At 37.6% G+C, this 15402-nt stretch carries 11 protein-coding genes; all 11 read left to right on the top strand.

The window, feature by feature from the left end:
• The first annotated feature begins 3 nt into the window (after positions 1 to 3).
• The 11 genes from GM418_RS29975 to GM418_RS29925 all read left to right on the top strand — a co-directional run bounded on the left by GM418_RS29975 (position 4) and on the right by GM418_RS29925 (position 15288).
• Positions 4 to 1731, top strand: a complete 1728-nt coding sequence (locus GM418_RS29975) for a RagB/SusD family nutrient uptake outer membrane protein (RefSeq protein ID WP_158871896.1) — start codon at positions 4 to 6, stop codon at positions 1729 to 1731.
• Positions 1732 to 1940: 209 nt separating this feature from the next.
• A complete protein-coding gene (locus GM418_RS29970; RefSeq protein WP_158871894.1) occupies positions 1941 to 3596 on the top strand; it encodes a lyase family protein in 1656 nt (551 codons plus the stop codon).
• A 5-nt stretch (positions 3597 to 3601) separates the two neighbouring features.
• Entirely contained in the window at positions 3602 to 5137 is a 1536-nt protein-coding gene (locus tag GM418_RS29965; RefSeq protein WP_158871892.1) for an MmgE/PrpD family protein, read from the top strand.
• A 428-nt stretch (positions 5138 to 5565) separates the two neighbouring features.
• Complete coding sequence (locus GM418_RS29960; protein WP_158871890.1) at positions 5566 to 6930, top strand: hypothetical protein; 1365 nt, start codon at positions 5566 to 5568, stop codon at positions 6928 to 6930.
• Positions 6931 to 7483: 553 nt separating this feature from the next.
• On the top strand, positions 7484 to 8893 hold the full coding sequence (locus tag GM418_RS29955; protein WP_158871888.1) for a sulfatase family protein: 1410 nt from the start codon (positions 7484 to 7486) through the stop codon (positions 8891 to 8893).
• Between the two features lie 48 nt (positions 8894 to 8941).
• Positions 8942 to 10945, top strand: a complete 2004-nt coding sequence (locus tag GM418_RS29950; RefSeq protein WP_158871886.1) for a beta-L-arabinofuranosidase domain-containing protein — start codon at positions 8942 to 8944, stop codon at positions 10943 to 10945.
• Positions 10946 to 11118: 173 nt separating this feature from the next.
• Positions 11119 to 12255 carry an SGNH/GDSL hydrolase family protein gene (locus tag GM418_RS29945; RefSeq protein WP_158871884.1) on the top strand — a complete coding sequence of 379 codons (1137 nt, stop codon included), beginning with the start codon at positions 11119 to 11121 and terminating at the stop codon, positions 12253 to 12255.
• 124 nt (positions 12256 to 12379) lie between these two features.
• Entirely contained in the window at positions 12380 to 13138 is a 759-nt protein-coding gene (locus GM418_RS29940) for a sugar-binding domain-containing protein (protein ID WP_158871882.1), read from the top strand.
• A 237-nt stretch (positions 13139 to 13375) separates the two neighbouring features.
• On the top strand, positions 13376 to 13834 hold the full coding sequence (locus GM418_RS29935; protein WP_158871880.1) for an LUD domain-containing protein: 459 nt from the start codon (positions 13376 to 13378) through the stop codon (positions 13832 to 13834).
• 62 nt (positions 13835 to 13896) lie between these two features.
• Complete coding sequence (locus tag GM418_RS29930; RefSeq protein ID WP_158871878.1) at positions 13897 to 14730, top strand: RteC domain-containing protein; 834 nt, start codon at positions 13897 to 13899, stop codon at positions 14728 to 14730.
• Between the two features lie 315 nt (positions 14731 to 15045).
• Positions 15046 to 15288 carry a hypothetical protein gene (locus tag GM418_RS29925; protein WP_158871876.1) on the top strand — a complete coding sequence of 81 codons (243 nt, stop codon included), beginning with the start codon at positions 15046 to 15048 and terminating at the stop codon, positions 15286 to 15288.
• Positions 15289 to 15402: the final 114 nt, after the last annotated feature.

The raw sequence follows: 15402 nt of genomic DNA, 5'->3' as shown, positions 1-15402 counted from the left end.
AATATGAAAACTACGAATTATAAAAATAAATTAATAATTGCCTTCGGGTTTATTATTTTGATAGGCAATGCATGTAATGATTTGGATTTGGCTCCCTTATCTTCTGCTTCTACTGAAAATTGGTACTCCTCAGGCGAAGAATTTGATATGTCTATGAACTATTTTTATGGAATAGGGTATTGGGATCAGCAATTTAACCTCGAGGCCATTGACCTGTGGACGGACGACCTAATCTACAGAGATCGAGTGGGAGCCCTTGATGGCGGATCGCTTGATGCAAGTACTAGCTTTGTCAAAACTTTATGGGGGCGTAATTATCAACAAATCCAAAATGCAAACCGGGTAATTCAGGAACTTCAAAATGCAGAAGGAATTTCCGATGATAAAAAGGAACAGTTAAAGGCAGAGGCAATGTTTCATCGGGCCGCCCGGTATTCTAACCTGATATTTCATTGGGGTGATGTCCCGTTTTATACAAATGTTTTAACGGTAGATGAGGCTTTTTCATTATCGAGAAAAGATAAAGAAGAAATACTTCAGGAGATTTATAAAGATTTTGATTTCGCTTCTCAAAATTTACCATTAACGTACAGTGGTTTTCAGCGTGCCACAAAAGGCGCAGCTTTAGCCATGAAATCGCGGATTGCCCTGTATATGGGGGATTACGAAGTTGCGCGTGATGCGGCTAAAGCTTGCATAGATTTGGGAATTTATGAGCTTCACCCAAAATATGAAGATGTTTTTGCAAAAAAAACAGGACTATCAAAAGAGATCATCTTTGCAATACCCCGATCAAAAGAGTATGGTGTTGTGCTTGGAGGTCATGGTGCTCAATTGTGCACCAGAACACCGGGAGGGTTTGTGGTTCGCGGCCCGTCATGGCAACTACTTGCGTCGTATTTATGTACAGATGGTTTACCGATTGATGAATCGCCCCTGTTCGATCCGCAAAATCCGTTCGAAAACAGGGATCCAAGATGTAACAAGACAATTATTGAGTTCGGTTCTCAATTCGCCGGGGTTGTTTACGAGCCTCATCCGGATTCTCTTGTCGTATTTAACTCAAATACAGGCAGCTATGTAACAAATAAAGATTCCCGAGGGAATGACAGGTTTGCATCATTTAACGGTCTTGCTGTTCGAAAATGGATAAATGGCGAAGAATCTGACTGGTTAAACAGTCTTGCGGAGCCGCTCAGTATTGTTGTTCGTTATGCAGATGTTTTACTGTATTATGCGGAATCCAAAATTGAATTAAATGAAATTGACCAATCTGTTTTAGATGCGATTAACCATGTACGTGCCCGCGCCTACGAAGTGGATATAAGTTCATCAGCTTATCCTAAAGTAACTGTTACGGATCAAAATGAATTACGGAGACAATTGCGGGTAGAAAGAAGAATGGAATTTGGCTTTGAAGGATTGCGCAGATATTGTGATTTAGTCAGATGGAGATTAGCTGAAAAAGTCATGAACATGTGGACGTATGGCATTTTGTCATCAGCTGACGATCTGCGCAACAAAGTCGTGGAACCGGGTTTATGGTTTTGGCCGGATACACCTCCTATTGATGAGGACGGCATTGCGCATTTTGAAGAGACCAACATGTTTCAAGAAGGCAGAATAAGAAGGTTGGCCAAGCGGTCATGGCCAGACAGGCAGTATTTGTGGCCCATTCCAACCAGTGAGATACAAATCAATAAAAATCTAGTACAGAATCCCCAATATTAAGCTATAGTTGATTTTTGAACGATACTTGCCGAAAGTTAAAAGTTGTCTACGAATTTGTCTATGCGAACTATCATTAGATGTTTATTCTTTAAAATTTTCAGCAAGTATCGATTTTCTATTGACAACGCATCGCATGTCTGTCGATTCGTAACATGTTTACATATATCATGTTATCTATTTTATAAGCATTCTAACACAAACAAAACATCATGAATTATATTAAGAATTTTATCGGTACAATAATCCTTTCTATTTTGATTTTCGGAACCTGTTTTAGCCAGGAAACAGGAAGTAGAGAATATCATATTAAAAGTCGCACTTTAAGCGAATATTATCACAAAAGGATTCCGGAAAAAGTTTTATACAGTGAAAAACCGATAGGTAATACAGGGCTCCATTCAATGCCATGGATGCTGAACGCATGGAGTCCATATAAAAATGATCTCACAGCCTTGGTCGATAGTATTAATACTATTGATCATACAGCATGGATTAACACCGCATGGGCTGTAATGGAAATGAAGACAGGTATGGTTCCCAACCATAGTATTAACGCATTAGCCGGTGCATTGTTGGAGTTCTGGGAAAACCCAAAAGAAAATTATAAAAATATTGGTGACCTGGAAACTTTTATTTTTGAAAAATATGGAGAAGAGGTTGGAAATTATTTACGGATAGCAAGGACTCAGCCAAGTATGAAGCAACAAATGGCCATACGTCCTGCATTGTTGAAACTAATCATCGAATTGGATGATTTCTCACAAATACTTCTAGAATTGGCTGATCGCAGTAAAGAAGCAGTTATGCCCGGTTATACACACATTCGGCATGCACAGCCTACAACATTTGGTCATTATATCCTGTCTGTATTTGATCCTATACAAAGATGTATAAAAACCCTTGAAGACGGCTATCGTGCAATGAGCCTTAATGAACTTGGTTGCGGTGCCCTTGCAGGGACAAGTTGGCCTATTGACCGGGATATGGTTAGTCATTACATTGCATGCGAAGGATTAATTGAAAATACAAATGATGCTGTTTCACAGACAGATGGTTATGTTTCATTAGTTGCGGGGTTATGCAACATTTCGGCCATACTTAGCAGACTGGGAGTAGATTTGGATTATTGGTCAACCCGGGAATATGATTTTATTGAATTTGAAATAGGTGCGGGTAGTTTTATGATGCCAAATAAACGCAGTAATCAAACTTATTTTGAAAGTACCTATAATCATTCAGCAACAATGGTGGGTTATTTAACAGAAGTTGCTACCATGGGGATACGCATTCCTCATGGCGATATGAATGCAATGGCATACAAATTTGCCCCTCCTACCTTACAAGCTATTAATTCTGTAAAAGGGATGACAAATCAATTTTTATATCATTTCCCAGGTATGGAACTCCACGAAGAAGTTATGTTGGCTACCGTGCGTGAAGGATCTTCTTGCTCAAGTGAGTTGGCTAATGAGATTTCCCGAAGGTTCACAATCGATTTTAGAAAAGCACATGAAATTGTAAATATATTTATACACAAGTCAGCTGAGCAAAAAAGTATTGCTACTAATTTTAATGAAGCAAATATCGAGACCTTACAGGATGCTGCAAAACAAGTAGTCGGGCATGAATTAGATTTATCTCAATCAGAGTTAACGATGTTGATGGACCCTGTGCATTTTGTTGAGGTTACAAATTCTAAAGGAGGTGTAGCTCCATCCGAGGTATCCCGCATGATAACAGAACGCTGGAAGCAATTGGATTCTGCCAGGAAACACCATATAGATTTGGTCAAAAATGAAGAAAATGCGCAACAAAGCATGATGGATGATTTACGGGAACTATATAATTCATCATTAAAAGAATAGCTCTTATGTGTTTTAATAAGAAATTTATATTTAGAGCAAATGTCTCAAATATTTTGCTGGTTACAATTAAAAAAAATGTAAAACAGTTTTTAGGGCTGAAAAGTCTGATGTCTACATTTGTTTTCCTGTTTATCGTTAATGTAACCTTCTCACAAGAAAATGATAGACTACTGTCAAGGCAACTGGCTGAAATAGCTGTACTGACAGATCAAAATAAAATTACCGATGAGGCAATAAAGGCTGCAAAAAAAGCATTAATTGACGATTTTGGGGTTTCGTTTGCAGGTTTTTATTCTCCGGGTGTACAGGAGGTATTAGATCAGGAAAAATATTTTGGAGGAACGTCACAAGCTACAGTATGGATCGATGGTACCATGCTCGCTGCCCCTGATGCTGCTTTTGTAAACAGCGTCTTTATACATGCCCTTGATCTTGATGATATACACATACCTTCAATTACGCATATAACATCCGTAGTAGTACCTGCTGCTTTTGCTGTAGGACAAGAGCAAAATGCGACAGGGAGAGAAGTCCTGGAAGCGATTATTTTAGGTATTGAAATATCCGGAAGGTTAGGACGGGAATATCATGCAAGAAAAACCCATGGTGCATTTTTACCAACCAGTATTATTGGAGGTTTCGGTGCAACTGCTGCAAGTTGTCGTCTTTTAGGATTATCAGTAGAACAAACAATGGATGCCTTTGGGATATTTTATGCCCATGCCTCAGGAAACCGGCAAGCTCTGATCGACAATACATTAACCAAAAGGATTCAACCTGCGATTGCCAGCAGGGCAGGTGTAGTTAGTGCATATTTCGCTCAAAAAGGAATTAGTGGGCCACATCATATTTTTCTTTCTAAAAGAGGATTATTTTGTATCTATGGTGGCGAAGCTGAACCTTCTCCTACCTATAAAACCGATATTGATGGAAAAAGAGACCATTTTGAGATCGAACAATTAGCTTTTAAAAAATATGCATGTTGTGGTGCAGGTCATCCTGCAATAGAAGCAGCAATTGAACTTGCAGAAAGAAATAAAATCTCATTAAAAGATATCGATAACATAGAAATATTTGTCGGGATAGGAGGCTTAGTGGGTGTGCCATGGAACCCTTCGTCAGAAAACCTGCATGTTGCTGCACAGTTTTGTGCCCCTTATGAGGTTGTTTCAGCTATCAAAAATAAAAGGTTTGGTCCAGCGGAGATTACAAACAAAATGATTGAAGAAGATTTTGAAGTATCCGAGATTTCTAAAAAAGTAATCATAAGAGATCGCCCTGAGGGAAGAAAACAAAAAGTTGTAATTACATTGAAAGATGGAACTGTCTTGGAAAATGATAAGAATATACATGAAAAATTCTTCACAAAAGATTATATGTCCTATAATGATATAATCAAAAAATTTAGGGGTAACCTGTCGTTTTCTGAATTAATATCAGATGATAGAGCCAATCTATTATTAAAAGGAATTGAAGAGATTCAGGATGAAATCAATATCAATGATTTTGTTGATGAACATTTGAAAATAATGAACATTTGAAAATATAAGTGGAAAATGGACTAAAACGTATTCTGGGTAAAGTACCGGTATTTACATTTTCTAACATTATATGCTTTTGGAGAACTATTTTAAAGAAGCAGACAATAATTTAGTTCGCAGCTTCCATTAGTTCACGATATTACCATGATGGGGCAACTTTTATACTCACGTATCTAAAGACAGACAAGCCTTGCTATTCCAAACACAAAGAGAAGTATTTAATGATTAAAAATAAACACTATTAGATGAAGAATCCGATTAAGAACCTGACTTTTTATTACTGATGAGTTATTTGACTGCATCGTTTATGCTTGGTTGTAAATAAAACACAAAGTAGACATGTCGATCCTTAAAAAGGCTTTACAGGCTTACTTATATCCAACGCTGATTTGTCATTATGGATATTATTAACTGAAAAATTAACAGAAATGAAAAATGCAAAATTATTTTTAAAAAATCTATTTTTTCTGACCTTGATACTCCCCCTGGTACAATGTGAGGAGATAGCCCCTCAATTACTCGAAAAGTCGAAAAAAAATAGCAACGAAGACCAGGGGAAGGTAATCACTACCATTTTAGGTACAGGCCTCAATATAAATTTCAACGCGACGGATGAACAAATAGAAAGTTCTGCAATTGATTTGAGGGATGCTGGTTTTGCGATGTCCTGGGACGCCTCGCCAATTGCGGGGGCTTCAAATTTTTTGCTTACTAGTCAAGAATTTTTCGAGCGGTCCCGTAAGGTAAGGGAAACGATGAGGGCCCATGGGATAGGAATTGCTTTTGGTTTTAATTGGAGCAGGCTTCGTCCAAATAATATAGATGAACTCAAAGGTGAACGGTTGGATCCCACTACAGGCGAATTTGTAAAAACGAATTGGAATTATGGTTCTTCAAGTGCCCAGCATGAGTTCATCCAAAATGCCAAGATTCTGTTTGATTCAATTGGCCCTATTGAAATGTTCTATGTTGATGAGGTTATTCTAGGGGCGACAGGAAAAAACCTGACAGCGAATACTGTTGGGGTCAGTACCTATTGGACAAGCCCTACCTACACCGTTGAAGCTTTGGCTTCTTTTCGTGAGTATCTTCAAGAACAAGGTTACCCAAATGCAGTGGAAGCAAAGTTTCCCGTAACGACAATAGAGGTACCTTCATCAACCAATGCCAATGCAGGATTGCCAGCAATCAATATCAATGAGACTAATGAAGATAGACTTATAGAAGATAACAATTGGCCGAACAGTGACTTATGGGAACATTGGTATGATTGGCGAGTGGAACTTTATTCTAAATGGCTTCGCTCTATCACGACACTTGCATTTGTCGAAAACAGGTCAAACCCTAACTGGATGGGCTGTTATTATGAAATGCCTGTTCATTGGATGCGTAGGGAATTGGGTCAGGATATCGAAAAGATTGTGAGGCTACCACATGTAGATTACATTGTAGCAGGTTATACCACAGGTTACAGGTATCCTTTTGTTAAAGAAGTAGCGGAAGCTGCGGGAAAAAAATGGGGCCTCCAAATTGAGATATCCCGTTATAACCGGAGTACAGGAATGCCGTTGGATTATATCGAGGATAAATTTAAAAACAGTGTTAATGATGGTGCCTCAATCATTACGAGTTATGCAGGACAGAGTTTCAGAACCGATTTGCCGTATGAAACAGTTTCTGAAAATAGAAAGAGTCATGGGTGGTATTTCATGCCTGAGCAAGTAGCAACCTGGAAAAGTAATATTGAATGGTTGGAAGAAGGAGAAGGTGTTAGAAGGCCCGTTTTCGATTGAGTTATTTATGTCATCCCTTGCCTCTCTCATGTTGAAAAACATTTTGTTGGATATAAGTTTGGATTGAGTTTTTATGAGGCAAGGGTTTTTTAGAAATATAGACCTTATAAGTTGTTTATATTGGGACGGAGCGGAGATATTGATAAGGTGTTTCTAATATGATTGAACTCATTAATCTCTAAAAAGCGCATTTAGCTATTCTTAGTGAAATGGCATCTGTCGGCTATAAACTGGAAGGAATACTTGAAATTCACAATTTTCTGCCGACTCTCGTTCAGGAAGAGCTTATTGTCACATCTGTAGTGTGCAGAACGAAAGAAGCCACTCAACAGCTTTCTGAAAGAATAATATGGGGTCAACAGTATGGCAATGTACAACATAGGAGGTTTGGATGGAGATTACCTGGAAGCCGTACAAAAAGTGATGAGCGGGAAATATGATCCTTATTCAAACCAATAACTTGATGGCATGTGAGAAGGGAGATTTAAAAGAGGTGGTTGGAAAAGGTTATGAATATAAAGAATGGATAAAAATTTAAATTAAATAACTACGTATGAAGAACAAGAGGTTAATTATAATTTCAGGATTGTTTTCAATTTTGGTATCTGGTTGCCATACTAAAGATAATAATATAGAGAAGGAGGGACCAGTCCCCCCGAATATCATCTTTCTCCTTGCCGACGACATGAGATGGGATGTCATGGGATGTGCCGGTAACAAGCAGATCCATACGCCCAACCTCGACAGTTTGGGCACTAAAGGGATTCGTTTCAACAATGCATTTGTTACCACCTCAGTGTGTTGCAGCAGCCGTGCCAGCATATTGACGGGGCAGTATGTCTCCCGGCATGGGATACAAGACTTTAAGACCCCGTTAAATGCCTATGCGTTTTCGATGACTTACCCGATGCTCATGAAGGAAGCTGGCTACCAGGTAGGATTCATCGGAAAATACGGGATTGGCAGAAACGTGGACAATGTTGCTGGTAACTTCGATTATTTTTGGGGGACAGCCACCCAACCTAATTATGAAAATACAGATGAGAACGGAAATTATATACACTACACCGATCTGGTTGCGAACCATATCAACGAATTCATGGAGACAACCAGTAAAAACAAGCCATTTTGTTTATCAGTGAGCTTTAAGGCACCCCATGTCCAGGACGGTGATCCCAGGCAGTTTATCTATAACCCCCGGTTTAAGGGCTTGTATATAGAGGACACGATCCCGGAAGAACCTACCAATACATTGGAAGAATGGGAAAAATTCCCTTCGTTTTTCAAAAAAGACAATGAAGCCAGGAAACGTTGGGAAGTCCGTTTTTCCAATCCACAACAATACCAGGAATCAGTAAAAGGTTATTACCGGTTAATTACCGGTCTGGATGAAGTAGTAGGAAAAGTTCGAGATCAACTAAAAAATAAAGACATGGCTAAAAATACCATAATCATATTTTTCAGTGATAACGGTTTCTACCTTGGAGAACATGGCCTGGCCGGTAAATGGTACGGACATGAGCCTTCCATTCGTGTACCATTGATTATTTACGATCCCCGACAGCCGGATTTAGCTGGCAAACAAATATCTGAGATAGCTCTCAATATTGATATTGCCCCAACAATACTCGCTTATGCCGGTATTGAAATTCCAGATTCTGTTCAGGGGAATGATCTTGGCCAACTACTGGTTCCTGACAAAACAGACAAATGGAGAACATTTTTTTATTACGAGCATCTAATGAAACAGTTTCCTACAATCCCACCTTCCCAAGGATTAAGAACACAAGGTTACAAATATCTTATTTATCCTGAAGCCAACCCAGTTTATGAAGAAATATATGATCTGAAAAACGATGTTAAAGAAACACGGAACTTGATGGAAATTTCGGGAAATGAGATGTTACGGGACAGTTTAAGAGTGAAATTTCAACAGATACAGGAAGAAATACTAAACCGTTAGTTTGGAAACAAAAGGCTTTAAGCCTTATCATATTAAAATTGTGATAACATGAAAATAAGTCTAATTTATATTCTGATTGTATTATCAAGTGTAGCAGTAAGCTGCCGAACAAACAACAACAATACGAACGAGAAGCAAAGTGAAAGCGAACTTGTCTTCGGAGAATGGCATTTCTCCGGGCACCTTGGAAATTATATCGACAATATTTCGGAACAACGTATCCTTGGCCAGGAAAAATGGGACATGATCTACCCTGAAACAGAAGAAGCTTTCCGTCTTCGCGAAGACGATAAAAATTATCCCGAGTATGGCAGGTGGAGAGGGGAATTTTGGGGAAAGTACATTCTTTCAGCCATAGCTACTGCAAAATACTATCATTCTGATGAGTTGAAAGCCAAGATTGCAGAAGCAGTAGAAGGGATAAGTAAATTGCAGGATGAAAACGGCTATATCGGCACCTATGCCCATTCAGATTTTCTGGAAGGCAACAACTGGAACGTATGGACCCGGAAGTATACCCTGTGGGGGCTCCTTGAGGCCTGGGATCTTCTCAAAGACGATTCAATTCTTCAGACAGCCAGGCGGTTTGCAGACAACCTTATATCAGAGGTAGGCCCAGGGGCGACAGACATAGTGAAAACAGGAAATTTCTATGGCATGCCAAGTTCTTCAATCCTCTTGCCCATCGTAAGACTGTACCAGGCCACTGGCGAACAGAAATACCTTGAATATGCTGAATATATCGTGAGACAATGGGAGAAGCACCCCGAAGGACTCCCGGATATACTCAACAAAGGCCTTGAAGGAATACCGGTACACCGTTGGTTTAAAGCCCCAGCCCCATATGACTGGGCCAAGGGTTACGAGCTGACTTCGTGTGTGGAAGGGCTTGCCAGCCTCTATGAAGCAACCGGGAACGAAACCTATCTCCAGGCAGCCAAAAACATCCATCAGGTATTGAGCGATTGGGAAAGGACTCCAATAGGGAGCGTAAGCTTCGATGACAAATATGTAGGTTCAGCAGGCATTATCAATACCGTATCCGAGATATGCGATGTCGTGTATTGGAACCGCCTTTCTTTAGCTCTGTTCAAACAAACCGGCGACGAAAGATACATCGAAGAATACGAGCGGTCGCTTTACAATTCCCTGTTGTGTTCCTATAACCCGGAGGGCACCTGGGGATTGAGGAGGCTCAGGATGTCCCACGTCCATGTTCCGGCCCTGAATCATTTCCTTGACAATCATCATTGTTGTATAGATAATCTACCAAGAGGAGTATTACAGGCTTCCGATGCGGTATTGTTATCAGGAGGGGAAGGGGTCTACCTGACATTGTTCAATGAAGGAGAGGGAACTGCTAAACTGCCATCAGGAAAAGATATGGGGGTAAAAATAGAAGGAGATTTTTTGAGAGATTCAAAGATCAGGGTCAAACTATCATTGGACCAGCCCGAACATTTTAAATTTATTATCAGACAACCGGGATGGAGCAATAAAACAGGAGTGAAACTAAATGGTTCTGATTGTAAAAAAGAGGATACTTCAGCCTGGTTGTCTATTGATAGAAAGTGGAATGACGGCGATGTATTGGAGATTGCCTTTGATATAAAAATACGATGGGAGTTTTTTGATTCAACTAAAATGGAGACATTACATAATAATATTGATTTTTATGAAAATATATGGTCTAATATTCAGTATGTAGGAGGAAGCAATGAAACACTGAATAAACGATATTCGAATGTAAAGAAACTAACAATAAAAGAGGCACTGCCACAACAACCGGCAGTTACATTTTTTTACGGTCCATTGGTTTTATCGAGAGATGTCAGGATTACAGAAGGTGATGTTTTCGCCCCGATCCGATTACCGGGAGCCCCACAGGCCATTGAGATAATCCCAATTCAAGCACCTACCGGGATATGGAAGGCATTCGAGTTAGACCTGGGAAACGAACAAATTATCAAGTTTTGTGATTTTTCATCGGCAGGGAATACATGGAATAATCAGTCAACATTTAATACATGGTGTATCCTTGAAAAAAAATAACATGAAGCTGAAAATATTATCAACATTGATTTTCATTTTCTCAGTGATCTGTTCTGCACAAAATGACAATTTATATTTAATGTCGTGTTAATCTACCTCAACGATATGGGTTATGGCGATATAATGATCACAGAAGCTATTGATAACAATATTAAAAATCTAAAATTTTATTTATGAAATATTCATGGATATTTATTCTTTGCTTTCTTCTAAATCTTCCCAGTAATATTTTTTCACAAGATATAAGATGGTACGATCCATCGGATAAAATTGAGGATCAAATACCTATATTTAATTTTTCAGGTCAGGGATGGAACCATAATGCGTTAGAAAGTCCGTTTCAGAGACTTCCCTTGTCAGCAAAGAAAGAGGTTAGGAATGAATTATGGAAACTATCAAGATTTTCAACAGGTATTACCATTAATTTTTCAACGGATGCTTCTACTATATATGTTAGATATAAAGTGGAGGACTACATTCAAAAACCTCACCGTGCAGCCACTGGGCTTAGTGGAATAGATTTATACGTTACCAATCAAAATCATGAAACCCCGTTTTGGTGTAAGGGGAAATTCCAGTTTGGTGATACAATTGTATACACATTTGGCCATTTAAATTCAATGAATGTTGAACATGTAAACAGCGACTATCAGCTATATCTTCCAATGTCATGTGCTATTGATTGGTTAGAAATCGGAATACCTGAAAATGCTACGCTATCAGGAATAGAAAAGGATATTAAACTCCCCATTGTTGTATATGGAACATCTATTGTCCAAGGATCAGCGGCTTCAAGACCAGGTATGGCCTGGACTTCCATTCTTCAAAGAAATCTGGATAGAGAGATTATCAATTTGGGATTTGCCGGAAATGGAAGAATGGAACCTGAAATCATAAAATACATTGCCGATATTAAAGCAAGCATTTATGTCATTGATTGCTTACCTAACCTAATTGGAGTTCCAAATCAAGAACTAGCTCAAAAAATGGAGATGGCTGCTAAGATGCTAAAGAAAGTCCATCCCAAGACTCCTATCTTGTTTGTTCAACATCCTGGATTCCCTCAAGAGTTAGTAAATAAATCGTCTTTAGAAAAAGTAAAAAGCATTAATGATTTATTGGAAATTAATTATCTATCACTTAGGAAGATTTATTCAGAAGGAATTTATTTGCTTTCCAAGAATGAGATTGATATGTGTATGGATTGCACGGTGGAAGGGACTCATCCTACAGATTTGGGAATGAATATTTATGCGGAAGCGTATTCTCGGAAAATTAGGGAGATCTTTGATTTTAATCAAAAAGATTGACATCTACACTATAATGTCATATCCGCTCCTTCCTTCATTGATTTTAGCTTAGAGGTCTAGCATTGAATAAAGAACAATAGATATAATCAATTAGGATTATATCCTAATTATTTAACCAAAGAAGATGTCATATAGAAAATTCAAATCTCATAAAATAAAAATAGTAATTCTTAATCTGCTTTTGATACAGATAAAAATTATTGGTGCTCAACCAAATGACTGGCAGGATGAGCAGATAATAGGCATTAGAAATGAAAAGACACACTGCATATATGTCCAATGCTCCAATATAGAACAAGCTATAAGAGATTATCTTGAAGAATTTATTTTTTACGAATCATTAAATGGTTCATGGAAATTTAACTGGGTGAAGTCACCTGATTTGAGACCTGAGAATTTCTTCGAAAATGGTTTCGATGTTAGCTATTGGGATGATATTGGTGTTTCATCAAATTGGCAATTAAAGATGGATGGAATGTCAATTTATACCAATGTAACTTATCCCTTTACTAAAGATACTCCTCATATTAAGGGTAAAGTTCTAGACCATTATGCGAAAAACGATTTACCCAATATCGTGTTAATATATCTTAACGACATTGGTAATGGCGATTTAACGAACATCGGTGCTATAGATTACAATACGCAAAACATCGACAAAATTAATGGAGTAAACCTTTTGCCTCTTTCAAAAGGTAATTTTGAGGCTAATACCCGGCAAACTTTCTATTATTACTACCGGCAAAGTAGTTTGGAAACTATTAAAGTTGGTTTTTGGAAACTTGTATTTCCACACTCCGGAAGAACATATGAAGGATTTCAGATAGGTAAAGATGAGATACCCGGCCGGGTTAATGGAAACTACCAATTCAAGGGTGGTTAATAGTAATCTTCGTCGTGGTCCTGTAGGGCGATGCGATGTCAACGAATCTAACCATAAAATTGTGAAAAAACTTGAAGAAATTGCAGAAGAGGCTCGTTAAGATTTAGATGATGATTTAACTGAAAATCCTGGAAGAAATAGCAGACAGCTAGGAATATTTAAATGAGGAAATTAGGTGCACTTTATCGTTTTATAATAATTGAATAATAAACATACAGTATCATTAAATCACTGGAGATGTATTTTAAAAAAATGCTTATTAAAAATTTGGTTAAATCAGGAATTGTTTCAGCAGAATTAAATAACGATGAGCTATCAGAATTTTTAAAGGACAATTTTGCTGATTTTATAGATTTTACGATTAAACAAGATTGGTCAAACTATCTAATAACAAGAGACTTTTCAAATGTTAAAACCATCGTATTGAGTAGCCGGATTGGTATTGCAAAAAATGGAATATTTTGGATAGATAATTTAAATATTCCTGATCCCATGATTCTGTTCGCCTCTAAACAAATTGTTATAAAATTTCGAAAAGAAAATATCGTAAAAGATATGAAATCCGCCCTTCAAAAAATTAATCCTTCGAAATTAATCTTTGGCTTTTTTATTTCCGGACCATTTTTTCACAAAACCAATAAACTAGGAAATTTTAATATAGTCCGAATTAAACAGCTTATTGTCATTTTGATATAAATCAAATACAGAAATAAACCGTGAAGATTTAAAAAATATTACTAACCTTTAAACTCAAGTCCATGACAACACACAAACAGATTATTTCAGAACTGGAAACCGAATTATTAAAAAGAGATGAAGTATCAGGCAACCTTTTCGAACAGTTGGAATTTGCCATCGGACTGTGCAAAATAGCACTTGACAGGATGCGCGAGTTGGTTGTAAAAGAAGGATTTCTGGATAAGAATAGTGAAATTCATTTTTTCAAAAAGATTAAACCAATAGTTTACAGCAAGCTTCTGTATTATCAGGCGGTTTTTGACATTGAGAGCATCCGGCAGAATGTTGATAGAAAAAACCTTAAGAAATTTTTCCAAAGGGAACAGAAAAAACTACTGAAGTTCATGAAAAAGAACTATGTAAAAGTCCAATATTACCGTTGCGACCATAACTATTTGGATGAAAAGTACTTTACACGTAATAATGAAAAAATTCCGTTGGAGGCAAAAGATAATCAATCGCTGTTCAATGAGGATTTTTTTTCTTGCCGGGACCATACTTTTTCTGTTATCATGGCAAAGGAAATGTTAATCAAATACATATCTAAAGAAATTGAAGAAATTGAACACCCGGAGGGAAAAGATCAGGTGATGTCAAAATCTAATCTATCTTGGACAGATAGCAAGATGGATGCCTATGAATTTATTTATGGAATTTATTATGCCGGTTCTGTGAATCATGGAAAAGCCACAATCAGTGATTTGGCCGAAGCCTTCGAGAAGATGTTTAATATTGAGCTTAAGAAGGATATTTACCATGCTCCGTCTGAAATGGTACAACGGAATGAACCCGCCAAATATTTAAGCCGTTTAGTGGCTATCATTAGACGAAAGATGAATAATAAACTCAGGTAAAAGAAACATATAATATTACAACTAAATCATAAATGATGTTTTATATATTTGCTGAACATAGAAATATGAAATTCTTATCCGGATAATGATCCGGATAAAACAATATAAAAGGCGTTAGCTTTTTATTCTTGCTCCTAAAGAACGCCAATTTTTAAGCATAACAGGAATAATAAGTATGACGCTCACGCTTTGGCGTGAGCTGTGCTTATTTGTTATGCGGGTGATTGGCGTCACCTAGGAGCAGTAAGTTGCGGTCTCACGCCTCTTTTTTTCACAAAATTCCAATAACTTACTTTTTATTAAAATCTGAAAAACATGTCTTCATTTAATACCAAAAAAATCCGTCAGAATGCCGACCTTGTTAATCCAATGTCCAAATGCCCGTTTGGCGTACCTGTCTCCGAATGCCCGTTTATTCCATTTCATGAAATGAATAATGAGCGTAAACAAATTGAACAAATAGAGACACTTCCGCAGGAAAAACTGGATGAAATGCGCAAATTCCACCGGGCTTGCATGAAGGAACTGATGAAAACCCGGAAAGCCAATTTTCTGTAATTTTAATTCTTTTTCGCCAACAAATAATTTAACAATAAAAAATACCACCTGAGATTGTATGTATAACAGTTTGATTTAAAAGTCTGCAATTTTGGAGAAGTTCAAAATGCATTA

This window comes from Maribellus comscasis (genome assembly GCF_009762775.1).
Classification (GTDB): Bacteria; Bacteroidota; Bacteroidia; order Bacteroidales; family Prolixibacteraceae; genus Draconibacterium; species Draconibacterium comscasis.
This window is presented reverse-complemented; position numbering and strand designations above follow the sequence as displayed.

Coding starts and splice junctions, on each gene's coding strand:
- GM418_RS29975 (WP_158871896.1), top strand. CDS start 4: ATGAAAACTACGAATTATAAAAATAAATTAATAATTGCCTTCGGGTTT.
- GM418_RS29970 (WP_158871894.1), top strand. CDS start 1,941: ATGAATTATATTAAGAATTTTATCGGTACAATAATCCTTTCTATTTTG.
- GM418_RS29965 (WP_158871892.1), top strand. CDS start 3,602: ATGTGTTTTAATAAGAAATTTATATTTAGAGCAAATGTCTCAAATATT.
- GM418_RS29960 (WP_158871890.1), top strand. CDS start 5,566: ATGAAAAATGCAAAATTATTTTTAAAAAATCTATTTTTTCTGACCTTG.
- GM418_RS29955 (WP_158871888.1), top strand. CDS start 7,484: ATGAAGAACAAGAGGTTAATTATAATTTCAGGATTGTTTTCAATTTTG.
- GM418_RS29950 (WP_158871886.1), top strand. CDS start 8,942: ATGAAAATAAGTCTAATTTATATTCTGATTGTATTATCAAGTGTAGCA.
- GM418_RS29945 (WP_158871884.1), top strand. CDS start 11,119: ATGAAATATTCATGGATATTTATTCTTTGCTTTCTTCTAAATCTTCCC.
- GM418_RS29940 (WP_158871882.1), top strand. CDS start 12,380: ATGTCATATAGAAAATTCAAATCTCATAAAATAAAAATAGTAATTCTT.
- GM418_RS29935 (WP_158871880.1), top strand. CDS start 13,376: ATGTATTTTAAAAAAATGCTTATTAAAAATTTGGTTAAATCAGGAATT.
- GM418_RS29930 (WP_158871878.1), top strand. CDS start 13,897: ATGACAACACACAAACAGATTATTTCAGAACTGGAAACCGAATTATTA.
- GM418_RS29925 (WP_158871876.1), top strand. CDS start 15,046: ATGTCTTCATTTAATACCAAAAAAATCCGTCAGAATGCCGACCTTGTT.